This is a genomic window from Methylobacterium sp. WL119, assembly GCF_008039875.1.
GTDB lineage: Bacteria > Pseudomonadota > Alphaproteobacteria > Rhizobiales > Beijerinckiaceae > Methylobacterium.
Genome location: NZ_VRUU01000019.1, coordinates 35,962 through 61,758 on the forward strand (window position 1 = coordinate 35,962; position 25,797 = coordinate 61,758).

The window sequence follows — 25,797 nt, forward strand, 5'->3', positions numbered from 1 at the left end:
GCCTAGAGGCCCGTCAGGGGGAACGCGGCGAGCGCGACCAGGAAGGCCGCGCCGGCGGCGAGCGTCGTCCAGATCGCCTTCTCGCGGAGCCGCGGCGCGGCCGGCGCGCCGGGATCCTGGCCCGGCACCACGCGGGCCGGGTCGGTCTCGGCCTGGTTGCGGATCGGCAGGATCGCGAAGAGCAGCGTCCACCACACCACGAAGTACAACGCGCTCGCGCCGAACACCGTGAGACGGAACTGCAGAACCGCCACCGCGACGAAGGCGGCCACCAGAACCAGCACGACGCCGAGCGTCCGCAGCGTCGTGCGCGCCACGGCCTTCAGGAGCGCGTTCACCCGGATCAGACCTGCTCCAGCTCGGTCAGCGTCCCGAGGAAGTCCTTCGGGTGCAGGAACAGCACCGGCTTGCCGTGCGCGCCGATGCGGGGCTCGCCGGTGCCGAGCACGCGGGCGCCCTCGGCCTTGAGCCGGTCGCGGGCGGCGATGATGTCGTCGACCTCGTAGCAGACGTGGTGGACGCCGCCGCCCGGGTTGCGCTCGACGAAGCTGGCGATCGGCGAATCCGCGCCGAGCGGCGCCATCAGCTCGATCTTGCTGTTGGGCAATTCGACGAACACGACGGTGACGCCGTGCTCGGGCTGCGGCAGCGGCGCGGTCAGCGTCGCGCCCAGCGTCTCGCGATAGACCTTGCAGGCGGCGTCGAGATCGCGCACCGCGATGGCGACGTGGTTGAGCCGGCCGATCATTGGTTTCTCCTTGAATTCCGCGACGGATTTCTCCCTCCCCCCTCTGCGGGGGAGGGTGGCCCACGGAGTGGGTCGGGAGAGGGGAGCGACAGTTCCGGAAAGACCCGTGCCGGCCCCTCTCCCGCCTTGCATTCGCGAGGCGCCCTCCCCCCAGCGGGGGGAAGGTAGAAATCAGACCTCGACCACCTGCACGTGGCAGGCGGGCTTCTTGCCCCAGACCTCGTTGACGGCCGAGCGCACGGCGCGGTCGACCGCCTTCTCGACGGCCTCCGAGTCGCGGCGCTTGCCCTTGGACATGCCCGACAGGGTGCGCGAGACCGAATCGACCACGGTGTCGATCAGCGGCGCGCCGCCGCGGCCGCGGTTGGGCAGGCCGATGATGTCGACCGCCGGCTCGCCCAATACCTCGCCGCTCTCGTCGATGGCGATCGCCACCGAGACGAGGCCGGCCTGGGCGAGCTTGCGCCGCTCGGGGATCGCGCGGTCCTTCCCGTCGATCAGGACGTTGCCGTCCTTGAACAGGCGGCCCGACTTCACGTGGTCGATGATCTCCGGCTTGCCCGGGCTCAGGCGGATCAGGGTGCCGTTGCGGGCCTTGACCACGTTGTCGACGCCGTGGGCGCGGGCGAAGCGCGCGTGCTCGTCGAGGTGAAGCGCCTCGCCGTGGACGGGGATCGCCGTCTGCGGCCGGGTCCAGGCGTACATCTCGGCCATCTCGTCGCGGCGCGGGTGGCCGGAGACGTGGACCAGCTCGGTCCGGTCGGTGATGACCTCGACACCCTGCTCGATCAGGTCGTTGATGATCGCGCCGACGTCGCGCTCGTTGCCGGGGATGGCGCGCGAGGAGAAGATCACCTGGTCGCCGGCGGCGAGCGCGATGTCCGGATGGTCCTTGCGGGAGACGCGGGCGAGCGCCGCCCGGGGCTCGCCCTGCGAGCCGGTGAGCAGCGCCACGACCTTGTCGCGCGGCAGGTCGCGCCACGAATCGGCGCGGCGGAACTCCTGCAGCCCGTCGAGGAAGCCGCATTCGCGGGCGACGTCGATGACCCGGTCCATGGCGCGGCCGACCGCGACCACCTCGCGCCCGCAGGCCTTGGCGGCTTCGGCCACCGCGCGGATGCGGGCGACGTTCGAGGCGAAGGTCGTCACCGCCACGCGCTGGGGCGCGGCCGCGATCAGCTTGGCCAGGGTCGAGGCGACCTCGGCCTCGCTCGGCGAGAAGCCCTCGCGGACGACGTTGGTCGAATCGCAGACCAGCGCCAGGATGCCCTCGTCGCCCATGGCGCGGAAGGCCTCGGCCGAGGTCACGTCGCCGAGGATCGGCGTCGGGTCGATCTTCCAGTCGCCGGTGTGCAGCACGAGGCCGGCCGAGGTGCGGATCGCCACCGCATTCGATTCCGGGATCGAGTGCGAGACCGGCACGTAGTCGATCTCGAACGGCCCGAGCGTCACGCGCCGGCCCGGCTTGATCTCGCGCAGGTCGACCTTCGGCGCGCCCGGCTCCGACAGGCGCCGGGTCTCGAGCAGGCTCTTGGCGAAGCGGGTCGCGTAGACCGGCACCTTGAGGCGCGGCCACAGCTCGCTGATCGCGCCGATATGGTCCTCGTGCGCGTGGGTGATGAAGATCCCGAGAAGGTCCTTCTTGCGCTCCTCGATGTAGGAGAGGTCCGGGAACATGAGATCGACGCCGGGCATCGCCTCCTCGCTCGCGAACCCCATCCCGCAATCGACCATGATCCACTTGCGGCCCTTCTCCGGCCCGAAGCCGTAGAGCGCCGCGTTCATCCCGATCTCGCCCACGCCGCCGAGCGGCAGGAAGACAAGCTCGTCCTGTCCCGTTGTCATAAATCCAGAATCCATCTCATGCCGCCGTCGCGGCCGTCCCAAAATGCACCTCGCCCGCCGTCACGGTCCGCCGCGTTCCATCGGGGGCGAGGATCACGAGCCGCCCCCCCTCGTCGATGTCTTCGAAATCGCCGACCAGGGTCTCCGTCCCGCTGCGGACCGCGATGCGCGATCCGAGGCCGGAAGCCCGTGCGAGCCAACGCTCGCGAATCTCAGGAAATCCCCGTCCGCGATCCCAGATACGGGCCGCCACGGCAAGCTTATTCGTCAGATCCGCCAACACCATGCCGGCATCAAGTGGGTATCCGAGCCCCGCCAGAGAGGTGGCGGAGGCCGAAAACGCCTCCGGGACGTCTGCGACATTGACGCCGAACCCGATCGCCACCGCCCGCCGGCCGCCCCGCAGCGTCTCCGCCTCGAGCAGGATGCCGGCGAGCTTGGCCCCGCCCGCGAGCACGTCGTTCGGCCATTTGAGGCCGAACGTCCCGGCCGAGTCGGGGCCGCAGGCCGCCTCCAGGGCCTCGACCAGCGCGATGCCGGCGACGAAGCCGAGGCCGGCGACCCGCTCCGGCTCGACACCGGCCACCGGCCAGAGCACGCTCGCGGTCAGGTTCCCCGGGATCGAGGCCCACACGTTGCCGCGCCGGCCGCGGCCGGCCTCCTGGGCACGCGCCGCGATCCAGAGCGGCCCGGTCGCGCCGGCGCGGCCCTGGTCTAGCGCCTCGGTGTTGGTCGAGCCGAGGCGGTCGTGGACGTGAAGGCGGTGCCCGGCCGCCCGCGCACCCTCGCCGAGACGGAAGTCCAAGGCCTAGAACAGCGACTTGGCTGCCGCGCCCGCCGCCCCGACGAGCGGTGCCGGCAGCAGCCAGAACAGGATCACGACGACGCTCGACAGGGCCAGAACGATGCGCAGGCCCGGCGCCATCACCTCGTAGGGCGCCTTGGCCTCGTCGAAGTACATGATCTTGACCACGCGGATGTAGTAGTACGCCCCGACCACGCTGGTGACCACGCCGATGACGGCCAGCGCCACGAGGTTGGCGTGGATCGCGGCGGCGAAGACGTAGAACTTTCCGAAGAACCCCGCGAGCGGCGGGATGCCGGCCAGCGAGAACATCATCATCGCGAGGCAGAACGCGATCCAGGGATGGGTGCGTGAGAGGCCCGACAGGTCCTCGATCGTCTCGAACATCTCGTTCCGGCGGCGGAGCGAGAGGATGATCGCGAAGGCGCCGAGCGTCATCGCGAGGTAGATGATCATGTAGACCACCACGCCGCGGATGCCCTCCTCGGTGCCGGCGGCCAGCCCGATCAGCGCGTAGCCGACGTTGCCGATCGACGAGTAGGCCATCAGGCGCTTGAGGCTGCGCTGGCCGATCGCCGCGAACGAGCCCAGCGTCATCGAGGCGATGGCGATGAACACGATGATCTGCTGCCAGATCGCGGTCACGTCGGGGAAGGCGCCGATGAAGACGCGGACCGTCATCGCCATCGCCGCCATCTTCGGGGCGGAGGCGAAGAACGCCGTCACCGGGGTCGGCGAGCCCTCGTAGACGTCGGGCGTCCACATGTGGAACGGCACCGCCGCCAGCTTGAACGAGACGCCGGCCGCGACGAACACGATGCCGAGCACGATGCCGAAGCCGGCATCCTCGTGCAGCGCCGAGACGATGCCCGGGAACGACACCGTGCCGGTGAAGCCGTAGACCAGCGAGGCGCCGTAGAGCAGCATGCCCGAGGAGAGTGCGCCGAGGACGAAGTACTTGAGACCGGCCTCGGTGGATTTCAGGTCGTCGCGGTGGAACGCGGCGATGACGTAGGCGGCGAGCGACTGCAGCTCGAGCCCGAGATAGAGCGCGATCAGGTCGTTGGCCGAGACCATGATCAGCATGCCGATCGTGCACAGCACGATCAGGATCGGGAACTCGAACCGGTCGATGCGCTCGCGCTGGAAGTAGTCGCGCGAGAGCAGGATCGTCGCGGCCGAGCCCAGCAGCACCAGGGCCTTCATCACCTTCGAGAAGCCGTCCTGGATGAAGCTGCCGGACAGCGTGGTCACCTTGGTGCCGGCCGGCTGCGACATCACCACGAAGAGGGCCACCAAGAGCAGCGCGAGGGCGCCGACGTTGACGGTCTCGACGGAGCGCTCGCCGCGGAAGGCGCCGTAGAGGATCAGCACCATCACGCCGATGCCGAGGATCAGCTCGGGCAGCAGCGGGGTGAGCGAGGGCAGGACGGTCTGCACGGTCTGGACGGTCGGCATCTCTGGCCCTGCCTTCAGCGCGCGAGGGGCAGCGCGGCGGCCGCGGTCTGCGTGTTCGAGAGGGCGGCCTTCATGCTCGTCATCAGCGCCTCGGTGGAGGGGGCGAAGACGTCGAGGATCGGGGCCGGGTGGACGCCGTAGTAGATCGTCAGCGCGACGAGCGGCGCGAGGATCAGCTTCTCGCGGTTGTCGAGGTCCAGGATGCCCTGGAGGTTGGGCTTCTCGAGCCTGCCGTAGATCACGCGGGCGTAGAGCCACAGGGCGTAGCCGGCCGACAGGATGATGCCGAAGACCGAGAAGAACGCCACCGTCGGGTTGGCCTTGAACGCCCCCATCATCGCCAGGAACTCGCCGACGAAGCCGGAGGTGCCGGGCAGGCCGACATTGGCCATGGTGAACACCATCATCGCCACCGCGTAGAGCGGCATCCGCTTCACGAGGCCGCCATAGGCGGCGATCTCGCGGGTGTGCATCCGGTCGTAGACCACGCCGACGCCGAGGAAGAGCGCGCCGGAGACGATGCCGTGGGAGATCATCAGGAACAGCGCGCCCTGGATGCCCTGCTCGTTGAGGGTGAACAGGCCGAGGGTGACGAAGCCCATATGCGCCACGGAGGAGTAGGCGATCAGCTTCTTGATGTCGGTCTGCATCAGCGCGGTGAGCGAGGTGAAGATGATCGCGATCACCGACAGCGCGAAGACGAGCGGCGCGAAGGTGTGGCTCGCATCCGGCAGCATCGGCAGCGAGATCCGGATGAAGCCGTAGCCGCCCATCTTGAGCAGGATGCCGGCCAGGATCACCGAGCCGGCGGTGGGCGCCTCGACGTGCGCGTCGGGGAGCCAGGTGTGGACCGGCCACATCGGCATCTTCACCGCGAAGCTCGCGAAGAAGGCCAGCCACAGCCACCATTGCATGCCCACGGGGAAGCGGGTCTGGAGCAGGGTCGGGATGTCGGTCGTGCCGGCCTGCCAGTACATCGCCATGATGGCGAGCAGCATCAGCACCGAGCCGAGCAGCGTGTAGAGGAAGAACTTGAAGCTGGCGTAGATGCGCCGCTTGCCGCCCCAGATGCCGATGATCAGGAACATCGGGATCAGGCCGGCCTCGAAGAACAGGTAGAACAGCACCAGGTCGAGCGCCTGGAACACGCCGATCATCGTCGTCTCGAGCACGAGGAAGGCGATGAAGTACTCCTTCACCCGCGTCTCGATGGAATGCCACGAGGCGCCGATGCAGAACGGCATCAGGAACGTCGTCAGCAGCACCAGCGGCATCGAGAAGCCGTCGACGCCGAGCTTGAACCGGATCGTCTCGGCGAGCCAGGCATGGCTCTCGACCAGCTGGAAGCTAGCCGAGGTCGCGTCGTAGCGGTTCCAGGCCACCAGCGAGAGCAGGAAGGTGACGACCGTGGTGGCGAGCGCCGCCCAGCGGGCGTTCTTCGCCACCGCCTTCTCGTCGCCCGACAAGGTCAGGATGAAGGCCGCGCCGCAGAGCGGCACGATCAGCAGCCCGGAGAGGAGCCCTAAGCCGAACATCTAGCGATCCATCCCGTTCGTGAGGGCGGGTTGCGACGCGAGGCCCATCAGTGCCCCCCCGGCTTCGGCAGGCCGGCCATCAGGTACCAGCTCAGGATGCCCGCGACGCCGATCAGCATCACGAACGCGTAGTGGTAGACGTAGCCGGTCTGGAAGCGGACGACGCCGCGGGTCACGTCGACGACGCGGGCCGCGATCCCGTCCGGGCCGGCGCCGTCGATGGCGCGGCCGTCGACCTGCTTCCACAGGAACAGGCCGAAATCCTTGGCCGGGCGCACGAAGATCCGGTCGTAGAGCTCGTCGACGTACCACTTGTTGAGCAGGAACCGGTACAGCACCGGCTGCTGGGCGGCGAGCTCGGCCGGCAGCTTCGGCCGGCGGATGTACATCACGAAGGCCAGCACGAAGCCGAGCACCAGCATGATGAACGGGGCGTAGGAGACGAGCGCTGGCACGTGGTGGATGTCGTGCATGATGTGGTTGTCGGGGCCGTGCGCCAGCGCGTGGCCCCAGAACGCCTCCATGCCCTCGCCGATGAAGCGGTCCTTGAAGATCAGGCCGGCGAAGAGCGCGCCGAAGGCGAGCACGCCGAGCGGGATCGTCATCACCAGGGGCGATTCGTGCGGCGTGTGATCGCCGTGATGGCCGTGCCCGTGATGGTCGTCGGCGACGAGGTCGCTCCTGTGCGCCGGCTCGACGTCGTGGCCGCGATCGTCGTGGGCGACGCCCTCGGTATGGCCGGGCGCGCCGTCGGCCTCGTGGGCCGCGGAGGCGTGGGCGACGGCCGGCGCCGCGTGGTCGTCGTGGTGGGCATGCGCCCCCCAGCGGGCCGGCCCCTCGAAGGTGAGGAAGAACAGGCGCCAGGAGTAGAACGAGGTGAAGAACGCCGCGATCACGGTGGCGAGGAAGGCCAGGGTGTGCCCGGGACGCGTCGAGGCATAGGCCGCCTCGATGATCGCGTCCTTGGAATAGTAGCCGGCGGTGAAGGGGAAGCCGATGAGCGCGAGGGTGCCGATCGCCATCATCGCCGTGGTGAACGGGATGTAGCGGCGCAAGGACCCCATGTTCCGCATGTCCTGCTCGTGGTGCATCGCGTGGATGACCGAGCCGGCGCCGAGGAACAGCAGCGCCTTGAAGAAGGCGTGGGTGAACAGGTGGAAGATGCCGGCGGAATAGGCGCCGACGCCGAGCGCGACGAACATGTAGCCGAGCTGCGAGCAGGTCGAGTACGCGATCACCCGCTTGATGTCGTTCTGCACCAGGCCCACGGTGGCGGCGAAGAAGGCGGTGATGCCGCCGATGACCGTGACGAAGACCAGCGCGTCGGGCGCGAGCTCGAACAGCGGCGACAGGCGCGCCACCATGAAGACGCCGGCGGTGACCATGGTCGCGGCATGGATCAGGGCCGAGACCGGGGTCGGGCCTTCCATCGCGTCCGGCAGCCAGGTGTGGAGCAGGAACTGCGCCGACTTGCCCATCGCGCCCATGAACAGCAGCAGGCAGGTCAGGGTGAGCGCGTGCCAGTCCTGACCGAGGAAGTGGAAATGCGCGTCCTTGAGCTCGTTCACCCGCGGGAAGATGCCGTCGAAGGCGACCGAGCCGAACAGCACGAAGACCAGGAAGATGCCGAGCGAGAAGCCGAAATCGCCGACGCGGTTGACGATGAAGGCCTTCATCGCGGCCGCGTTCGCAGAGGGCTTCTCGTACCAGAACCCGATCAGCAGGTAGGAGGCGAGGCCGACGCCCTCCCAGCCGAAGAACATCTGCACGAGGTTGTCGGCCGTCACCAGCATCAGCATGGCGAAGGTGAAGAGCGACAGGTAGGCGAAGAAGCGCGGCCGGTGCGGATCCTCCTCCAAGTAGCCGACGGAGTAGAGGTGCACGAGCGTCGAGACGGTGGTGACGACGACGAGCATCACCCGGGTCAGCGTGTCGATGCGGAAGGCCCAGTCGACGGTGAGGTCGCCGGCCGTGAACCAGGTCGCGACCTGCACCCGCGTGGCGTGGTCGCCCTCGATGAACACGCCCCAGGACAGGAGCGCCGAGAAGGCGAGGCAGGCGGTGGTGACGTACTCGCAGACCCGCGCGCCGAGGAAGCGCCCGAACAGCCCGGCGATCAGGGCGCCGATGAGCGGGAAGAAGACGATCGCGTGATACATCGTGCGGTCCGGCCTCGCGGGGCAGCGGGTTTCTGGCGGAAGGACGTCGCGGGGGTCCCCGCTCAGCCCTTCATCATGCTGATGTCCTCGACCGCGATGGAGCCGCGGTTGCGGAAGAACACCACGAGGATGGCGAGCCCGATCGCGGCCTCGGCCGCGGCGACGGTCAGCACGAACAGGGCGAAGACCTGGCCGGTGATGTCGTTCAGGTAGGTCGAGAACGCGACGAAGTTGATGTTGACCGCGAGCAGGATCAGCTCGATCGACATCAGGATGACGATGACGTTCTTGCGGTTGATGAAGATCCCCAGCACGCCGAGCGTGAACAGGATCGCGGCGACCGTGAGGTAGTGGCTGAGGCCGATCATCGTGCTGTCTCCGCCCAAGTCTTCAGGATCGCCCAAGCCGTCCGAGCCGCGGCCATCAGACCTCGACGCCCTGGCGCGAGGGCACCTTCCGGGTCTCGACCGCGTCCCCTTGGGTCCGCGCGTTCTGCAGGGCGATGTTCTGCCGCTTGACGCCGGGGCGGTCGCGCAGGGTCAGCACGATGGCGCCGATCATCGCGACGAGCAGGATCAGGCCGGCGATCTGGAAGAAGTAGACGTATTCCGTGTACAGCACCCGGCCGAGGATCACCGTGTTGCTGGTGTGCTCGCCCGCCGCCACGTTGCCGAGCGGCGCCTGCACCAGGCCGGGATCGATCGTCCACGAGCCGACGACCAGCAGAAGCTCGATCAGGAACACCGCGCCGATCATCGCGCCGACCGGGAGATACTGCTGGAACCCCTGCCGGAGCTGGGCGAAATCCACGTCGAGCATCATCACGACGAACAGGAACAGCACCGCGACCGCGCCGACGTAGACCACGACCAGGATCATCGCCAGGAACTCGGCGCCCATCAGCACGAACAGGCCGGCCGCGTTGACGAAGGCCAGGATCAGGAACAGCACCGAGGCGATGGGATTGCGGGACGCGATCACCATGAAGCCCGAGGCGATGGTGAGGCCCGCGAACAGGTAGAAGAAGGCGGCGGCTGCGGTCATGCGCTTGTCGGGATCGGCCGCCGGAGCGGCCCCTTCTGCCTCATGAGAAAACGGTCCGCAAAAACGGTCCGGACCCGGCCGGCCGTCTATAGAACCCGCTCCCGCGCCGCACAACCCGCGGCGCCGGCGACGGGGCGGGGATGTCAGCGGTAGGGGGCGTCCATCGCGAGGTTTCGCGCGATCTCGCGCTCCCAGCGGTCGCCGTTCAGAAGAAGCTTCTCCTTGTCGTAGAGCAGCTCCTCGCGGGTCTCGACCGAGAACTCGAAGTTCGGCCCCTCGACGATGGCGTCGACCGGGCAGGCCTCCTGGCACATGCCGCAGTAGATGCACTTCACCATGTCGATGTCGTAGCGCGTGGTGCGGCGCGTGCCGTCGTTGCGGCGCGGGCCGGCCTCGATGGTGATCGCCTGCGCCGGGCAGATCGCCTCGCACAGCTTGCACGCGATGCAGCGCTCCTCCCCGTTCGGGTAGCGGCGAAGCGCGTGCTCGCCGCGGAAGCGCGGCCCGCGATGGCCCATCTCGAAGGGGTAGTTGATCGTCGCCTTCGGCTTGAAGAAATACTTCATCGCGAGGACGAACCCCGAGACGAACTCCTTCAGCAGAAGGCCCTTGGCGACCTGATCAAGCTTCATGCCGCGATCTCCGATTCCTGGGTGAGGCTCACGCGCGACGTCACTCATGCACCTGGAGCGAGGCCGGTCAGCTTGAGCACGAAGGCGACGACGACGACCGAGGCGAGCGAAAGGGGCAGGAAAACCTTCCAGCCCAGCCGCATGAGCTGGTCGTAGCGGTAGCGCGGCACCATGGCCTTCACCATGGCGATCATGAAGAACAGGAAGCTGGCCTTGAGCGCGAACCAGATCAGCCCCGGCACCCAGGTGAAGGGTGCGAACGGGATCGGCGAGAGCCAGCCCCCGAGGAACAGCACCGTGCCGAGCGCGCACATGGTCATGATCGCCACGTACTCGCCGAGCATGAACAGCAGGTACGGGGTCGAGGAGTACTCGACCATGTAGCCGGCGACGAGCTCCGATTCGGCCTCGGGCAGGTCGAAGGGCGGACGGTTGGTCTCGGCGAGCGCCGAGATGAAGAACACGACGAACATCGGGAACAGCCACAGCCAGTACCAGCCGAGGATGCCGAGCGAGGTGTCCTGCGCGATGACGATCTTCGACAGGTTGAGCGAGCCGGCGCAGAGCAGCACGCAGATGATCACGAAGCCGAGCGAGACCTCGTAGGAGATCATCTGCGCCGCCGAGCGCAGCGCACCGAGGAAGGCGTATTTCGAGTTCGAGGCCCAGCCGCCCATCAGGACGCCGTAGACGCCCAGCGACGAGATCGCGAAGATGTAGGTCATGCCGACGTTGAGGTCGGCCAGCGCCCAGCCCTCCGCGAGCGGGATCACGGCCCAGGCCGCGAGCGCCAGCGTCGCGAAGACCAGGGGCGCCAGCAGGAACAGCGCCTTGTTGGCGCCGGCGGGAATCACCGGCTCCTTCAGCACGAACTTCAAGAGGTCGGCGAAGGACTGGAACAGGCCGAACGGGCCGACCACGTTCGGCCCGCGTCGCAGCTGCACCGCCGCCCAGATCTTGCGGTCGGCAAGCAGCGCGTAGGCGATGAAGACGAGCAGGCAGGCGAGCAGCAGGAAGCTCTTTAACGCCAGCAGCAGCACGAGGCCCACGGTTTCCCAAGGTGTCATGGCGGCCCCTTACTCGGCGGCTTCGAGGGCGCGCCCGCGGGCGAGGCTCGAACATTCGGCGAGCACGCGCGAGGCGCGCGCGATCGGATTGGTGAGGTAGAAGTCGAGCACCGGCGAGGCGAAGGTCGCCTTCGCGACCTCGCCGCCGAGGCCGGCCAGGCGATCGACCGCCGCGACCGTGTCGCCCTGCTCGACGCTGCCGATGGCGGCCATGTGGGGGTGCTCGGCGTAGAGCGCCCGGCGCAGGGCCACCAGTGAATCGAACGGCAGGCGGTGGCCGAGCACGTCCGAGAGCGCGCGCAGGATGGCCCAGTCCTCGCGGGCGTCGCCCGGCGGGAAGCCGGCGCGGTTGGCCTGCTGAACCCGGCCCTCGAGGTTGACGTAGGTCGCGCTCTTCTCGGTGTAGGCGGCGCCCGGAAGCACCACGTCGGCGCGGGAGGCGCCGCGGTCGCCGTGGGTCCCCTGGTAGATCACGAAGGCGCCGGCCCCGACCGTGCACTCGTCGGCACCGAGGTTGAACACCACGTCGAGGGCGCCGGGCGCGATCATGCCGGCGAAGCCGAGCCCGCCCTCCCCCGGCACGAAGTCCAGATCCAGCGCCCCGACGCGGGCGGCCGCGGTGTGCAGAACGCCGAAGCCGTTCCACGCCGGCGTGACGGCGCCGACGTCCTTGGCGAGCGCGGCGGCGGCGGCGAGCACCGCCGGGTCGGCGAGCGCCGCGGCACCGACGATCACCAGCGGACGCTCGGCGCCCTTCAGGATCTCGAGGAAGCTGTGCTCGCCCTTGGCGAGCGCCGTCAGCGTGTCGGTGCCGGCCCCGAGATAGGTGTGGGGATAGGTGAGATCGGTGGCCTCGCCGATCAGGCCGACCGCGAGCGGCCCCATCCGCCAGCGCTTGCGGATGCGGACGTTGAGGAGCGACGCCTCGGTCCGCGGGTTGGCGCCGACGAGCAGGATCGCGTCCGCCGCCTCGATGCCGGGGATCGTCGGGTTGAACACGTAGGCGGCGCGGCCCCAGGCCGGATCGAGCCGCTCGCCGCCCTGGCGGCAATCGCGGTTTGCGACGCCGAGCGCGGTCATCAGGCTCTTGAGCGCGTAGGTCTCCTCGACCCCGGCGAGATCGCCGACCAGCGCGCCGATGCGCTTGGGATCGGTGCCCTTCACCTTGGCCGCGATCGCAGCGAAGGCCTCGCCCCAGGAGGCGGGGCGCAGGCGGCCGTTCTCGCGCAGGTACGGCCGGTCGAGGCGCTGGACGCGCAGGCCGTCGACGGGGTGGCGGGTCTTGTCGGAGATCCACTCCTCGTTGATGTCCTCGTTGACCCGAGGCTCGATCTGCATGACCTCGCGGCCGCGGGCGTCGACGCGGATCGCCGAGCCGACCGCGTCCATCACGTCGACCGATTCGGTCTTCGACAGCTCCCACGGGCGGATGTTGTAGCTCTGCGGCTTGGGCACGAGGGCGCCGACCGGGCAGAGGTCGGCGACGTTGCCCTGCAGCTCCGAGCCCATCGCCTCCTCGAGGTAGCTCGTGATCTCCATGTCCTCGCCGCGGCCGATCGCGCCGAGATCCGGCACGCCGGCGACCTCGGCGAGGAAGCGGACGCAGCGGGTGCAGTGGATGCAGCGGTTCATCGCGGTCCGCACCAGCGGGCCGATGTACTTCTCCTCGACCGCGCGCTTGTTCTCGCCGTAGCGGGTCGAGTCGACGCCGTAGGCCATCGCCTGGTCCTGCAGATCGCAATGGCCGCCCTGGTCGCAGATCGGGCAATCGAGCGGGTGGTTGATGAGGAGGAACTCCATCACCCCCTCGCGCGCCTTCTTCGTCGTTCCGGAGCGCGTGAGCACCTCCGGCGGCTCGCCGTTCGGGCCGGGCCGGCAATCCTTGACCGCGTAGGCGCAGGAGGCCACCGGCTTCGGCGCGCCCTTCAGCTCGACCAGGCACATCCGGCAATTGCCGGCGATCGAGAGCCGCTCGTGGAAGCAGAAGCGCGGGATCTCCGCGCCCGCCATCTCGCAGGCCTGCAGCAGGGTGAATTCGGCCGGAACATCGACCTCGATGCCGTCGACGAGGATTTTGGTCATGCGCGCTTCTCAGTGCGTCGTGTCGGCGAGATCGAGCCTGCGCTCGATCCGCTCGACCCGAAGTTCGAGACGGTCGATCCGGCGATGGACGCCCGCCAGATTCTCTTCGATGCGATGGAGGTACACGAGCATCGGGTTGTCGGGCTGGTCGGTCATCGGCTTCACTCCGCGGCCATCGGCACCGCATCGGAATGCGGGTTGGCGCTGTAGCGGTCGATCCGCTTCTCGATCTCGGGGCGGAAATGGCGGATCAGGCCCTGGATCGGCCAGGCCGCCGCGTCGCCGAGCGCGCAGATCGTGTGACCCTCGATCTGCTTGGTGACGTCGAGCAGCATGTCGATCTCGCGCTTCTGAGCGCGGCCTTCCGCCATGCGCAGCATCACCCGCCACATCCAGCCGGTGCCCTCGCGGCAGGGCGTGCACTGCCCGCAGGACTCGTGCTTGTAGAAGTACGCGATGCGGGCGATCGCCTGGACGATGTCGGTCGAGCGGTCGAGCACGATCACCGCCGCCGTGCCGAGGCCGGAGCCGAGGTTGCGCAGGGTGTCGAAGTCCATTTTTGCGTCGATGATCTGCTCGGCCGGCACCAGCGGCACCGAGGAGCCGCCGGGGATCGAGCACAGCAGGTTGTCCCAGCCGCCGCGCATGCCGCCGCAATGCTTGTCGACGAGCTCGCGGAAGGTGATCCCGAGCTCCTCCTCGACGTTGCACGGCTTGTTGACGTGGCCGGAGACGCAGAACAGCTTGGTGCCGGTGTTGTTCTTGCCGCCCAAGCCCGCGAACCACGCGCCGCCGCGGCGCAGGATCGTGCCGGCGACCGCGATCGACTCGACGTTGTTCACCGTCGTCGGGCAGCCGTAGAGGCCCATGTTGGCCGGGAACGGCGGCTTGAGGCGCGGCATCCCCTTCTTGCCCTCGAGGCTTTCCAGCAGCGCCGTCTCCTCGCCGCAGATGTAGGCCCCGGCGCCGTGGTGGACGTAGATGTCGAACGGGTAGCCGTGGACGTTGTCCTGCCCGACGAGCCGGGCGGCGTAGGCCTCGTCGACCGCCCGCTGCAGCGCGTGCTTCTCGGCGACGTACTCGCCGCGGATGTAGATGTAGCAGGCATGCGCCGCCATCGCGAACGAGGCCAGCATGCAGCCCTCGATCAGGAGGTGCGGATCGTGCCGCATGATCTCCCGGTCCTTGCAGGTGCCGGGCTCGGACTCGTCGGCGTTGACCACGAGGTAGTGCGGCCGCCCGTCCGACTTCTTGGGCATGAACGACCACTTGAGGCCGGTCGGGAAGCCTGCGCCGCCGCGGCCGCGCAGGCCCGAGGCCTTCATCTCGTCGATGATCCAGTCGCGGCCCATCTCGAGAAGGAATTTGGTGCCGTCCCACGCGCCGCGCTTCTGCGCGGCCTCGAGGCCCGGCGAGTGCAACCCGTACAGGTTGGTGAAGATGCGATCCTGATCGGCCAGCATGGCTTTGGCTTTCCGTGTCTCAGGTGGCCGGGTCGGTCTTGGACGGCGCCGCGTCGGGCTTCGATGGCTCCGCGGCGGGTGCGTCCCCGCTCGCGCCCGAGGCTTCCGGCTGCGGCGGCACCGCGTCGCGCGGCAGGTCGGACTGCGCGCCCGCCTCGGCGCCGGCGGGCTCGCCCTCGACGACGCGCTTGGCCGGCGAATCCAGGACGTCGGCGTCGGCCTTGTCGCCGGCCTTGGTCGGCGCATCGCCGTCCGCGGCGCGCTGGGCCGGGGCGTCGGCGGCCGGGCGCTCGACGGCGCGGCCGGCATCGGGCTTGGCGATCTTCGGCTCGCTCGCCGCGCGCGCCTCGGTCGAGGCGGCCTCGTCCTTGCCCCGGGCCTCCTCGCCCTCGGCCTTGCTCTTGTCCTCGAAGCGCTGGCGCCAGGCGCCGACGCGCGACCCGTCGAACAGCGTCGCGTCGGTCAGCGTCGCGGCGCCGCCCTGCGGCTCCGACGAGACGCGGCCGGTCTGCGAGCCGACCTTGACCGGACGGCCGGCGGCGAGGTCGTCCATCAGCCGGCCGAGGCTCTCGGGCGTCAGGTCCTCGTAGTAGTCCTGATTGATCTGCACCATCGGCGCATTGCAGCAGGCACCGAGGCACTCGACCTCCAGCCAGGAGAAGTTGCCGTCGGCGGACACGTGCCCCGGCGCGCCGAGGCGGGCGTGCAGCATGTCCTTCAGCTCGCGCGCGCCGCAGGAATCGCACGGCACCGTGCCGCAGAGCTGGATCCAGAACCGGCCCACCGGCTCCAGCGCGAACATCGTGTAGAAGGTCGCGACCTCGAGCACGCGGATGTGAGGCATGCCGAGCTCGTCGGCCACCGCCTCGATCGCGCGCCGCGGCAGCCAGCCGCCGTTCTGCTCCTGCGCCTTCCACAGCAGCGGGATCACGGCGGAGGCCTGGCGGCCCTCCGGGTACTTCTCGATCTGGCCCCTGGCCCAGTCCGCGTTCTCCGGCGTGAACGCGAAGCTCTCGGGCTGCTCGGCGGCGGGGGCGAGCCTGCGGTTCGACATATCAGTTCTGGCCCTTCCAGCTCACCGGTCCACCTCGCCGAAGACGATGTCGAGCGTGCCGAGCACGCAGGACACGTCGGCGAGCAGGTGCCCGCGGCACATCCAGTCCATCGCCTGGAGGTGGGCGAAGCCCGGAGCGCGAATCTTGCAGCGATACGGCTTGTTGGTGCCGTCGGAGACGAGGTAGACGCCGAACTCGCCCTTGGGCGCCTCGACCGCGGCGTAGACCTCGCCGGCGGGCACGTGGAACCCTTCCGTGTAGAGCTTGAAGTGGTGGATGAGCGCTTCCATCGAGCGCTTCATCTCCCGGCGCGGCGGCGGCGCGAACTTGCCGTCGATCGAGGCGATCGGCCCCTGCCCCGCCGGCTCGCGCAGCTTGACGCAGCATTGCCGCATGATCTTCACGGATTCCCGCATCTCCTCCATGCGGATCACCTGGCGATCGTAGGTGTCGCCGTTCTTCCCCACGGGGATGTCGAACTCCATCTCCTCGTAGCACTCGTAGGGCTGCGACTTGCGCAGGTCCCACGGGATGCCGGAGCCGCGCACCATCGGGCCGGAGAAGCCCCAGGCCATCGCCTCGTCCACCGAGACGATGCCGATGTCGACGTTGCGCTGCTTGAAGATGCGGTTGGACATGACGAGGTCGTCGAGGTCCTGCACCACCTGCAGGAACGGGTCGCAGAACGCCTCGATGTCGTCGATCAGCGCGGGCGGCAGGTCCTGGTGCACGCCGCCGGGACGGAAGTAGTTGGCGTGGAGCCGGGCGCCCGAGGCCCGCTCGTAGAAGATCATCAGCTTCTCGCGCTCCTCGAAGCCCCAGAGCGGGGGCGTCAGCGCGCCGACATCCATCGCCTGCGTCGTGACGTTCAGAAGGTGGGAGAGCAGCCGGCCGATCTCGCAGAACAGGGTGCGGATGAGCTGGGCCCGCCGCGGCACCTCGATGCCCGCGAGCTTCTCGATCGCCAGGCAGAAGGCATGCTCCTGGTTCATCGGCGAGACGTAGTCGAGCCGGTCGAAATACGGCGTGACCTGGAGGTAGGTCTTGTACTCGATCAGCTTCTCGGTGCCGCGATGGAGCAGGCCGATATGCGGATCGACGCGCTCGACTACCTCGCCGTCGAGCTCCAGCACGAGGCGCAGCACGCCGTGCGCCGCCGGATGCTGCGGCCCGAAATTGATCGCGAAGTTGCGGATGTTATGCTCGGTCATGCCTGAACTCCGGCGCTGCCGAAGGGCGAATAGCGAATAGCCAATAGCGAATAGGGGTTCGTCGTCATGATTGAGGCCCTACCTGCCGTCCGGCGATTTCTGAAGGGAGCGGATCAGCGCACGCACCATTTTGCCGAGGTCGTCGCAGCGCGCGAGCAGACCGGCGGCGGATGGCGCCTTCATGTGACCGACGCGGCTCGAGAGAATCACGTGGGTCTCGAGTTCCTTCAGCGAACCCTGTGCCACGCGCAGGAACTGGACGAACGCCCCCGGGGTCTCGCGGCCATGCCCTTCGGCGATGTTGGCCGCGATGGATGCGGCAGCGCGACGGATCTGTGACGTCAGGCCGAACGTCTCCTCACGCGGGAACGACCGCGTCTCACCGTAGCATGCTTCAGCCAGCGTCATTGCGTCCTGCCAAACCTTCAGATCCCGATAGGAGTTGATCGTCGCACGGTCCACGACCCACCCCCTATTCGCCACTCCCTATTCGCTATTCGCGCTCAAGCCGTCTTTTTCTCGTCGCCGGGAAGCACGTATTCGGTGCCCTCCCACGGCGACAGGAAGTCGAAGTTCCGGAATTCCTGCGTCAGCTTTACCGGCTCGTAGACCACCCGCGCCTCATCCTGGTCGTAGCGGACCTCGACGAAGCCGGTGAGCGGGAAGTCCTTGCGCAGGGGGTGGCCCTCGAAGCCGTAATCGGTGAGCAGCCGGCGCAGGTCCGGGTGGCCCGAGAACAGGATGCCGTAGAGGTCGTAGGTCTCGCGCTCGTACCAGTTGGCCGCCGGGAACACCTCGATCACGGAAGGGACCGGCGTGACCTCGTCGGTGCGCACCTTGACCCGGATGCGGCAATTGTGACGCAGGCTGAGCAGGTGGTAGACCACGTCGAAGCGCTCGGCGCGGCTCGGATAGTCGGCGCCGCAGATGTCGATGAAGTTCCGGAAGGCGCAGGCCGGATCGTCGCGCAGGAACGTCAGCGCGAAGACGATGTCCGAGGCCTGGACGATCAGCGTCAGCTCGCCGAGCGCGATGGTGCGCTCGACCACCGCCGGGCCGAGCGCACCGGCGACGTGGTCCGACAGCGCCTGCAGCGCCGCGTCGCCGGAGACCGGCTGGGTGTGGGCGAGGATCGAGATGCCGTTGGTCATCGCGTCACCTCAGCGCTCGATCGTGCCGGTGCGGCGGATCTTCTTCTGCAGGAGCAGCACGCCGTAGAGCAGCGCTTCCGCCGTCGGCGGGCAGCCCGGAACGTAGATGTCGACCGGCACGACCCGGTCGCAGCCGCGCACCACCGAATACGAATAGTGGTAGTAGCCGCCGCCGTTGGCGCAGGACCCCATCGAGATCACGTAGCGCGGCTCCGGCATCTGGTCGTAGACCTTGCGCAGCGCCGGGGCCATCTTGTTTGTCAGCGTGCCGGCGACGATCATCACGTCGGACTGGCGGGGCGAACCGCGCGGGGCGAAGCCGAAGCGCTCGCAATCGTAGCGCGGCATCGACATCTGCATCATCTCGACGGCGCAGCAGGCCAGCCCGAACGTCATCCACATCAGCGAGCCGGTGCGGGCCCAGTTGATCAGGTCGTCGGTGGAGGTGATCAGGAACCCGCGGTCGGCGAGCTCGGCGCTGATCGTCAGAAAGGTCGGGTCGTCCGCGCCGATCGGACGTCCGGTGTTCGGGTCGACGAGCCCCTTGGCCTGCGGCGCGATCGCCGGGGCGCGGGACAGTTCGGGAGTGAAGGCCATGGATGCCTCAGGAGCGGACGGGCGGGGCGACGACGCGGGCTAATCCCATTCGAGGGCGCCCTTGCGCCACTCGTAGACGAAGCCGACGGTGAGGACCCCGAGGAAGGCCATCATCGACCACATGCCGAACCAGCCGAGATCCCCGAACGTGATGGCCCAGGGGAACAGGAAGGCGACTTCGAGGTCGAAGATGATGAACAGGATGGCGACGAGGTAGAACCGCACGTCGAACTTCATGCGGGCGTCGTCGAAGGCGTTGAAGCCGCACTCGTAGGCCGAGAGCTTTTCCGGATCCGGGCTCGAATAGGCCACCAGGAACGGGGCCACCAGGAGAGCCGCCGCGATGAACAGCGATACGCCGAGGAACACGATGAGCGGCAGGTAATCCGCCAGGAGACCGGTCATGCGACACCTCTCACGCGCTGGACTGCGCCGCCCTGAGTTTCACCGAACGGCGATATGGAATTGCTCCAATGCCAGAGTGCGCGCGGGCCGAGGCTTAGTCGAGCCGACCCGGTGAAACAAGCCGTTTGCGCGTCGCACAATCGCGGCTTGAGACAGACAGGTGGCGCTGTGTCAGGCCTTCGCCAACACGGCAGATCGGCGCAGGCCCGGCAAGGTCCGAGCCGGCCCGGCGGCACCGGGATCGGGCCATGCGGACAATCGCGCTCCGCGTGGCAAGCTCGCGCTTGACACTCCCTGCCCCCCCACATAAACCCCCGCTCGTCGCCGAGGCCCACCGGGCCTTCGAGCGGATGCGCCGTGCGGGCGTAGCTCAGTTGGTTAGAGTGCCGGCCTGTCACGCCGGAGGTCGCGGGTTCGAGTCCCGTCGCCCGCGCCACGTTTCCTCCCTCCCCATCCAGACCGAATCAGCCCTCCGGCTTCGTGCCGTCGAGGGCTTTCCGCGTTCGGCTCTAGCCCGGCAGAACGAGGGTCGCGCGCAGGCCGCCGAGGCCGGACCGGTCGAGCGTCAGGCCGCCGCCGTAGAGCTCGGCCAGCTCCAGGGTGATCGACAGGCCGAAGCCGTTGCCCGGCACGCTCTCGTCGAGCCGCTGCCCGCGGCGCAGGACGGACGCCGCCTCGGCCGGATCGAGGCCCGGCCCGTCGTCCTCGACGCGAATCGCCACCGCCCCCTCGGCCGGGGCCGCCGAGACGCGGACCTCGCCGCGGCACCACTGGCAAGCGTTGTCCATCAGGTTCCCGAGCATCTCGTCGAGGTCCTGCGCCTCGCATCCCACGGCCAACCCCTCGGCGAGGTTTGCCTGGATCCGCACGCCCTTGGCCGCATGCAGCCGCCCCAGCGTCGCGGCGAGGTCCCCGACAGGGCTCGCGAGGTCGATCCGGCCGCGGGCCGTGCCTTCCAGCGCCGCGGCGCGCGCCCGGCGCAGGTGGTGGCGGACCTGCCGGTCCATCGAGCCGACGAGGTCGCTCAAGGTGCCGTCGGCGTCGCGGGCCGGGTCGGCGAGCGCCAGGGTCAGGGTGGCGAGCGGCGTCTTGAGGCCGTGGGCGAGGTTCGCGACATGGGTGCGGGCCCGATCGAGGTTGGCCGCGTTCTGGTCCAGCAGCGCGTTGAGCTCGGCGACCAGCGGCCGGATCTCCGTCGGCTGCGCCACCGGCACCCGCTCGCGCCGCCCGGCACGCACCTCGGCAAGGTCCGCGCGCAGGCGCTGCAGCGGCGCGAGGCCGAGGCGCACCTGCGCCAGCACCCCGCCGATCAGGCAGAGGCCGAGCACCGCGAGCGCCAGCGCCAGCGTGGTCAGGGCCTCGCGCAGCGGCCCGCGCAACGCCGCGGCGGGCGCGGAGGCGGCGATCACGGTCGGCGCGCCGCCGTCCTCCGCCGGCAGCGTCAGGACGCGCAGGATCAGGCCGCGCCCGTTCGCATCGGTCGCGTCGGCGGGCTGCGGCCGCTCCGACCCGTCGTCGGGACGGGGGCCGGCCGGCACGGGCAGCACGTCGCTGCCGAGCGAGGCGGAGCGCAGGCGCGTCCCGCCGCGCCGCACCTGCCAGGCCCAGCCCGAGCCCGCGCGGTCGAAGGGCGGCGCGTCGAAGTCGCGGGCGAGGCGCGGACCGTCGGGGCCCTGCTCCAGCCCGGAGCGGATCGCCACGATCTGCGCGTCGAGCCGGCCGTCGATCTGCCCCCGCACGAAACGGTGGAGGATGAAGCCGATCGCGATGCCCGCCACGACCAGCGCGACGGTGACGAGGACGAAGGCGGCCGCGAGCAGGCGGCGCGCCAGCGAGCCCGTGCGCGGTGCGCCTACTAGCCGGGATTCGTGCGCCATCAGGCGGCGTCCGCGTGCAGGCGCCAGCCGTGGCCGCGCACCGCCTCGATCTGGGCCGGGGCGATCTTGCGGCGCAGGCGGGTGATGATGACCTCGACCGAGTTCGAGTCGACGTCGGCGTCGCCGTCGTAGACCCGCTCGATCAGTTGCAGGCGGGGCACCACCGCGTCCTTGCGCAGCATCAGGCAGGACAGCACCCGCCATTCGAGCCCGGTGAGCTTCAGGGGCAGGCCGTCGCGCTCGAAGGCGCCCAGCCCGGGGTCGAAGCTCAGCGGCCCGCAGACGAGCCGGCTCGCGCCGCTGGCCTGGGCGCGGCGCACCAGCGCCCGCAGGCGGATCACCAGCTCCTCGGTGCGGAACGGCTTGACGAGATAGTCGTCGGCGCCGGCCTTGAAGCCCGCGACCTTGTCGCTCCAGCCGTCGCGGGCGGTGAGGATCAGCACCGGGAGCGTGCGCCCCGCGGCGCGCCACGCCTGCAGCACCGAGACGCCGTCGCGCTTGGGCAGGCCGAGGTCGAGCACCACCGCGTCGTAATCCTCGGTCTCGCCGAGATGCTGCGCGTCCTCGCCGTCGCGCGCGTGGTCGAGGGCGAAGCTTTCCGCGCGCAGGGCCTTCGCGATCTCGGCGCCGAGCGCGGCATCGTCCTCGACCAACAGGACTTTCATGGTTCTCGGCACCTTCGGGAAACGGGCGTCGGGGGTTAGGCCGGCCGGTTTAACCGGGGCTGAACCGCGCGGTTCAGGGTGGATTGGCGGGCCTCTCCTAGAACGCCGTCAACCCGAAAGGGCCCACCCGAACAGGACACGTTTCATCATGAGCAACGAACAGGTCATCGACGGCACCGCCACCGAGGTTCGCCAGGCCGCCGCCGAGGGAGCCGCATCGAAACCCGCACGCCGCCTGCCCCGCCGCACCCTCGTCGTCGGGGCGATCGCCGCGCCGCTGGCGCTCGGCGCCGTCGGCCTCTCCCTGGCGCAGAACGGCGCGCCCTCGACCACGCCGATCGCCCCGGTGGCGATCTCGGCGCTGGTGCCGTCGGGCGGCATCGCCGCCAAGGGCGAGGTCGCCGAGATCTTCGGCAACAAGTTCGTGCTGCAGGACGGCACCGGGCGGGCGCTGGTCGAGACCGGGCGCCAGGGCGAAGACGGCAAGCTCGTCGCCAAGGGCGAGACCGTCACCGTGCAGGGGCGCTTCGAGAACGGGTTCCTGCACGCGGCGGCGCTGACCCACGGCGACGGCAACCGCGTGCTGCTCGGCCCGGCCGGCGGCCCGCCCCCCGGCACCCTCGACTGGGCGAAGGACAAGGTCGGGCTCGGGCCCAACCCCGACGTGCCGGCGCTGACCGCCTCGGTGCAGGCGGCCGGCTACTCGGACGTCCGCGTCACCGGCCGCGGCCCGCGCCACCTCGAGGTCGCCGCCAAGGGCCAGGACGGGCGCGAGCGCCAGCTCCATGTCGGCTTCGACGGTCAGATCCGCGAGAAGCGCGTGTTCTGAGGTCGTCGGCCGCGCCGCCGATCCGGCGGCGCGGCACGATACTCGCCTCGACGGGCCCGGCGCGATGCAACCGATCCCGCCCTGCCGCGTCTTGGCGAGAGATGGACCGCACGCGAGACCCCCGCAAGGAGCCCGCCCCAGATGGAACCGATGAAGCCGATGGAACCGATGAAGCCCATGGAACCCATGAAGCCGATGAAGGGCATGGAGCCCTGGTGGCCGGAGGACCTCGGCCAGCCCTCGACCAGCGGGGCGCAGAACGGGATGAAGTACGCCTTCTTCCCCGAGAAGCACCGCCTGCTGATCGAGCAGGACGGCAAGACCACGACCTACGACAGCGGCGACCACAAGATCGGCGGCGTCTCGCAGCAGGACGGCGGATCCAAGTCGCTGACCTTCACCAGCCAGAACGGCGACGTCGACCTCGGCTCGCTGAAGAAGGTCGATTGATCGCGGGCGGGCGGGCTTCGGCCCGCCCGCGTGGACAGCCCGGCGCCGGGCCTCTATGCGCTCGGCCCACATGAACGTGCGCTTCACAGAGAGAACCGCGCCGGGCGCCTTTCCCTGCCCCCCTGCTCCGCAGGGTACCCTTCCCCGCAAAGGGGAGAGGGAGAGGTGCATTCTGCCGATCCCGAGGACACCCCCTTGCGCACGCTGATCGATCTCGTGCGCGCGATGCGGGCCCGCGACCGGCGCCGGCTCGCGCTGATCGCCCTGGGGCTGGCCGGCGCAGGGCTGCTCGAGGTGGTCGGCGTCGCCTCGGTGATCCCGTTCCTGACGCTGGTCGGCGATCCCGCGGCCGCCACCCGCCTGCCCTACCTCGCGCAGATCCGCGACACGCTCGGGCTGTCGGACGACCGCAGCTTCCTGATCGCGGCCGGGATGGCGGCGCTGCTCGCGATCCTCGTGACCGCGGTGGTCAACGCCGCGCTGACCTACGCGCAGCTCTTGTTCACCCATCTCACCGGCTACGGCTTCGCCCGGCGGCTGCTGTTCCGCTACCTCGCCCGCGAAAAGCTGTTCTTCACCCAGGGCAACAGCGCGGAGCTTGCCAAGAACGTGCTCTCGGAGACCGACCGCCTGGTCGTCGGCGTGCTGACGCCGGCCACCGTCGTCGCCTCCCGCGCGATCTCGGCCCTCGCGGTGATCGGCTTCCTGCTGGTCTACGCGCCGCGCCTGGCGCTGATCCTCGGCGGCGGCTTCGGCGGGCTCTACGTCGGCATCTACCTGGTGATGCGCGCGCGCCTCGCCTCGCTCGGCGCCCGCTCGGTCGCTGACAACGCGCAGCGCTACCGCGTGGTGCAGGAGACCCTGGGCGCGCTCACCGAACTCAAGCTCTACGGCCGGGCGGACGCCTTCGCCGGCAAATTCGACGCCCCCGCCCGCGCCTATGCCAAGGCCACCGCCGAGAGCCTGCTGACGGGGCAGGTGCCGCGCTTCGTCATCGAGGCCCTGGCCTTCGGCGGCGTCATCGTGGTGGTGCTGTTCGCCCTCGCCCAGGGGCTCGACACCGCCGGCATCCTGCCGCTGCTCGGGCTGTTCGCCTTCGCCGGATACCGGATGCTGCCGGCCTTCCAGAACATCTTCAACTCGCTGGCTCTGCTGCGCTTCTACCTGCCGGCGGTGCGGGTGATCGTCGACGACCTCGACGGCGAGGCCGAGAGTTCGCCGCGGACCGACGCACGGCTGCCGTTCCGCGACGCGATCCGCCTGGAGCGGGTCGGCTTCGCCTACGCGCCCGGGCGGGCGGCGCTCGCGGACGTGAGCCTGACGATCCGCGCCAACACCACCGTCGGCCTCGTCGGGCGCACCGGCTCGGGCAAGTCGACCCTGGTCGGCCTGATGCTCGGCATCCTGACGCCGGATGCCGGCCGCATCACCGTCGACGGCACGCCTTTGGATTCACAGGCCCTGCCGGCCTGGCAGAACCGGATCGGCTACGTCCCGCAGGACGTGTTCCTCGTGGACGGGACGGTGGCCGAGAACATCGCGCTGGGCCTCGAGCCGGTCGACCGCGCGGCGGTGGAGCGGGCGGCGCGGCTCGCCGGCGCGCACGACTTCGTCGCCGCCCTGCCCGAGGGCTACGACGCCCGCGTCGGCGAGCGCGGCGCGCGCCTCTCCGGCGGCCAGCGCCAGCGCATCGGCATCGCCCGCGCGCTCTACCACGACCCCGACGTGATCGTGTTCGACGAGGCGACCTCGGCGCTGGACGGCGAGACCGAGGGCGCGGTGATGGCCGCGCTCGACGCGCTCGCCGGCCAGCGCACGCTGATCATGATCGCCCACCGCCTCACCAGCCTGGAAGCCGCCGACACGGTCCACGTGCTCGACGGCGGCCGCCTCGTGGCGTCGGGCCCGCTTCACGCGGTGACGCAGCATGTCGGGGCGGCCGCGTGAGCCGGGCGCCGACGAACCCACCCCGATCCGGAGCCGATGCCCCATGCCCGATCCGATCCACCTGAAGGCCGCCGACGGCACCACCGCGACCCTGACGCTCGCCGGCGCCGAGCCGGTGTCGTGGCGGGTGGGCGGCACCGAATACCTCTGGAGCGGCGATCCCGAGCACTGGAACCGGCACGCGCCCTGGCTCTTCCCGGTGGTCGGCGCCTCCGCCGGCGGGATGGTGCGGGTCGACGGCCGGACCTATCCGATGGCGCAGCACGGCTTCGCCCGCGACCTGCCCTTCGCGGTGGTGGAGCGGACGGACGAGGCCGTCACCCTGCGCCTGACCGAAACGGCCGAGACGCTGGCGCACTATCCCTTCCGCTTCCGCCTCGACATCACCGCGCGGGTGCGCCCCGCCGGGCTCGACTTCGCCATCGCGGTCCACAATCCGGGCGAGACCGCCCTGCCCTACGGGCTCGGCTTCCACCCGGCCTTCCCCTGGCCGTTCGCGGGCGGGACGCGCGCGGCCGGCGGCGGCTACGCGGTCGCGTTCGAGCGGGCCGAGCGCGCCAGCGTCCCCGAGGTCGGCCCCGGCGGCCTGCTGCTGCGCGAGGAGCGCCCGATCCGCCTCAAGGGCAACGTCCTGCCCCTCGATCCGGCGCTCTTCACCGAGGCGCTGGTGTTCCGCGACGCGCTGAGCCGCGCTTCGGCGAGCGCCGCCGTCCGCGGGCCGACGGCGAAGACCGGGATTCCGCGCAGGGTGGCCGCCTCGGTCGTCGCGAGC

General features: G+C 69.7%; 26 protein-coding genes and 1 tRNA gene. 5 read left to right on the plus strand and 22 right to left on the minus strand.

All coding sequences use genetic code 11. The features are described 5' to 3' along the window. Positions 1-2 precede the first annotated feature (2 nt). The 20 genes from FV227_RS10155 to FV227_RS10245 all read right to left on the minus strand — a co-directional run bounded on the left by FV227_RS10155 (position 3) and on the right by FV227_RS10245 (position 19,257). Positions 3-347, minus strand: coding sequence for a DUF1467 family protein (locus FV227_RS10155; RefSeq protein WP_147858864.1), 345 nt, complete (start codon positions 345-347; stop codon positions 3-5). Further along, positions 344-748, minus strand: a complete 405-nt coding sequence (gene mce / locus FV227_RS10160; protein ID WP_147726100.1) for a methylmalonyl-CoA epimerase — start codon at positions 746-748, stop codon at positions 344-346. Before mce ends, FV227_RS10155 begins: the two co-directional genes overlap by 4 nt. Before the next feature lie 171 nt (positions 749-919). Next, positions 920-2,593: a ribonuclease J gene (locus FV227_RS10165; RefSeq protein WP_147726101.1), complete on the minus strand. Its 1,674-nt coding sequence runs from the start codon at positions 2,591-2,593 to the stop codon at positions 920-922. A gap of 16 nt (positions 2,594-2,609) precedes the next feature. Next, complete coding sequence (locus FV227_RS10170) at positions 2,610-3,398, minus strand: biotin--[acetyl-CoA-carboxylase] ligase (RefSeq protein WP_147726102.1); 789 nt, start codon at positions 3,396-3,398, stop codon at positions 2,610-2,612. 3 nt (positions 3,399-3,401) lie between these two features. After that, positions 3,402-4,856, minus strand: coding sequence for an NADH-quinone oxidoreductase subunit NuoN (nuoN, locus tag FV227_RS10175; RefSeq protein ID WP_147726103.1), 1,455 nt, complete (start codon positions 4,854-4,856; stop codon positions 3,402-3,404). Positions 4,857-4,870: 14 nt separating this feature from the next. Beyond that, positions 4,871-6,391: an NADH-quinone oxidoreductase subunit M gene (locus tag FV227_RS10180; protein ID WP_147726104.1), complete on the minus strand. Its 1,521-nt coding sequence runs from the start codon at positions 6,389-6,391 to the stop codon at positions 4,871-4,873. A gap of 47 nt (positions 6,392-6,438) precedes the next feature. Beyond that, entirely contained in the window at positions 6,439-8,550 is a 2,112-nt protein-coding gene (gene nuoL / locus FV227_RS10185) for an NADH-quinone oxidoreductase subunit L (protein WP_147858859.1), read from the minus strand. 62 nt (positions 8,551-8,612) lie between these two features. After that, complete coding sequence (gene nuoK, locus FV227_RS10190) at positions 8,613-8,918, minus strand: NADH-quinone oxidoreductase subunit NuoK (protein WP_147726106.1); 306 nt, start codon at positions 8,916-8,918, stop codon at positions 8,613-8,615. 55 nt (positions 8,919-8,973) lie between these two features. Continuing rightward, a complete protein-coding gene (locus tag FV227_RS10195) occupies positions 8,974-9,594 on the minus strand; it encodes an NADH-quinone oxidoreductase subunit J (RefSeq protein WP_147726107.1) in 621 nt (206 codons plus the stop codon). Between the two features lie 143 nt (positions 9,595-9,737). Further along, positions 9,738-10,226 carry an NADH-quinone oxidoreductase subunit NuoI gene (gene nuoI / locus FV227_RS10200; protein WP_147726108.1) on the minus strand — a complete coding sequence of 163 codons (489 nt, stop codon included), beginning with the start codon at positions 10,224-10,226 and terminating at the stop codon, positions 9,738-9,740. 44 nt (positions 10,227-10,270) lie between these two features. Further along, positions 10,271-11,293, minus strand: a complete 1,023-nt coding sequence (gene nuoH / locus FV227_RS10205; RefSeq protein WP_147726109.1) for an NADH-quinone oxidoreductase subunit NuoH — start codon at positions 11,291-11,293, stop codon at positions 10,271-10,273. A 9-nt stretch (positions 11,294-11,302) separates the two neighbouring features. Continuing rightward, complete coding sequence (gene nuoG / locus FV227_RS10210; RefSeq protein ID WP_147858860.1) at positions 11,303-13,375, minus strand: NADH-quinone oxidoreductase subunit NuoG; 2,073 nt, start codon at positions 13,373-13,375, stop codon at positions 11,303-11,305. Between the two features lie 9 nt (positions 13,376-13,384). Beyond that, the gene (locus FV227_RS28930; protein WP_187274745.1) at positions 13,385-13,531 is read right to left on the minus strand and encodes a hypothetical protein; all 147 of its coding nucleotides are present in this window, start codon (positions 13,529-13,531) and stop codon (positions 13,385-13,387) included. 5 nt (positions 13,532-13,536) lie between these two features. Next, on the minus strand, positions 13,537-14,838 hold the full coding sequence (gene nuoF / locus FV227_RS10215; RefSeq protein WP_147726111.1) for an NADH-quinone oxidoreductase subunit NuoF: 1,302 nt from the start codon (positions 14,836-14,838) through the stop codon (positions 13,537-13,539). A 19-nt stretch (positions 14,839-14,857) separates the two neighbouring features. Further along, a complete protein-coding gene (nuoE, locus tag FV227_RS10220; protein ID WP_147858861.1) occupies positions 14,858-15,892 on the minus strand; it encodes an NADH-quinone oxidoreductase subunit NuoE in 1,035 nt (344 codons plus the stop codon). Positions 15,893-15,913: 21 nt separating this feature from the next. After that, complete coding sequence (locus FV227_RS10225) at positions 15,914-17,104, minus strand: NADH-quinone oxidoreductase subunit D (protein ID WP_147728467.1); 1,191 nt, start codon at positions 17,102-17,104, stop codon at positions 15,914-15,916. 78 nt (positions 17,105-17,182) lie between these two features. Continuing rightward, the gene (locus tag FV227_RS10230; RefSeq protein ID WP_281406288.1) at positions 17,183-17,566 is read right to left on the minus strand and encodes a four helix bundle protein; all 384 of its coding nucleotides are present in this window, start codon (positions 17,564-17,566) and stop codon (positions 17,183-17,185) included. 41 nt (positions 17,567-17,607) lie between these two features. Then, positions 17,608-18,255, minus strand: a complete 648-nt coding sequence (locus FV227_RS10235) for an NADH-quinone oxidoreductase subunit C (protein ID WP_147728469.1) — start codon at positions 18,253-18,255, stop codon at positions 17,608-17,610. Positions 18,256-18,264: 9 nt separating this feature from the next. Next, positions 18,265-18,852, minus strand: a complete 588-nt coding sequence (locus tag FV227_RS10240; RefSeq protein ID WP_147728470.1) for an NADH-quinone oxidoreductase subunit B — start codon at positions 18,850-18,852, stop codon at positions 18,265-18,267. A gap of 39 nt (positions 18,853-18,891) precedes the next feature. Further along, positions 18,892-19,257: an NADH-quinone oxidoreductase subunit A gene (locus FV227_RS10245; protein WP_147728471.1), complete on the minus strand. Its 366-nt coding sequence runs from the start codon at positions 19,255-19,257 to the stop codon at positions 18,892-18,894. Between the two features lie 359 nt (positions 19,258-19,616). Here FV227_RS10245 and FV227_RS10250 point away from each other — a divergent pair. Further along, a tRNA-Asp gene (locus tag FV227_RS10250) sits at positions 19,617-19,693 on the plus strand. A gap of 73 nt (positions 19,694-19,766) precedes the next feature. On the opposite strand, the gene FV227_RS10255 is transcribed toward FV227_RS10250, so the two are convergent. Together FV227_RS10255 and FV227_RS10260 are read right to left on the minus strand one after the other, a co-directional pair. Further along, a complete protein-coding gene (locus FV227_RS10255; RefSeq protein WP_147858862.1) occupies positions 19,767-21,134 on the minus strand; it encodes a sensor histidine kinase in 1,368 nt (455 codons plus the stop codon). Then, a complete protein-coding gene (locus tag FV227_RS10260) occupies positions 21,134-21,799 on the minus strand; it encodes a response regulator transcription factor (RefSeq protein ID WP_147729022.1) in 666 nt (221 codons plus the stop codon). The genes FV227_RS10255 and FV227_RS10260 overlap by 1 nt, the downstream gene beginning before the upstream one ends. Before the next feature lie 148 nt (positions 21,800-21,947). Here FV227_RS10260 and FV227_RS10265 point away from each other — a divergent pair, with 148 nt between their 5' ends. From FV227_RS10265 to FV227_RS10280, 4 genes are all read left to right on the plus strand, one after another. Further along, positions 21,948-22,628 (plus strand): DNA-binding protein, encoded by a 681-nt coding sequence (locus tag FV227_RS10265; protein ID WP_147729021.1) that lies wholly within the window; start codon positions 21,948-21,950, stop codon positions 22,626-22,628. Between the two features lie 177 nt (positions 22,629-22,805). Then, positions 22,806-23,078 (plus strand): hypothetical protein, encoded by a 273-nt coding sequence (locus FV227_RS10270; protein ID WP_313898894.1) that lies wholly within the window; start codon positions 22,806-22,808, stop codon positions 23,076-23,078. Between the two features lie 195 nt (positions 23,079-23,273). Beyond that, positions 23,274-25,025 (plus strand): ABC transporter ATP-binding protein, encoded by a 1,752-nt coding sequence (locus FV227_RS10275; RefSeq protein ID WP_147858866.1) that lies wholly within the window; start codon positions 23,274-23,276, stop codon positions 25,023-25,025. 43 nt (positions 25,026-25,068) lie between these two features. Then, a partial coding sequence (locus tag FV227_RS10280) for an aldose 1-epimerase family protein (protein ID WP_147858863.1) occupies positions 25,069-25,797 on the plus strand: 729 nt, incomplete at its 3' end.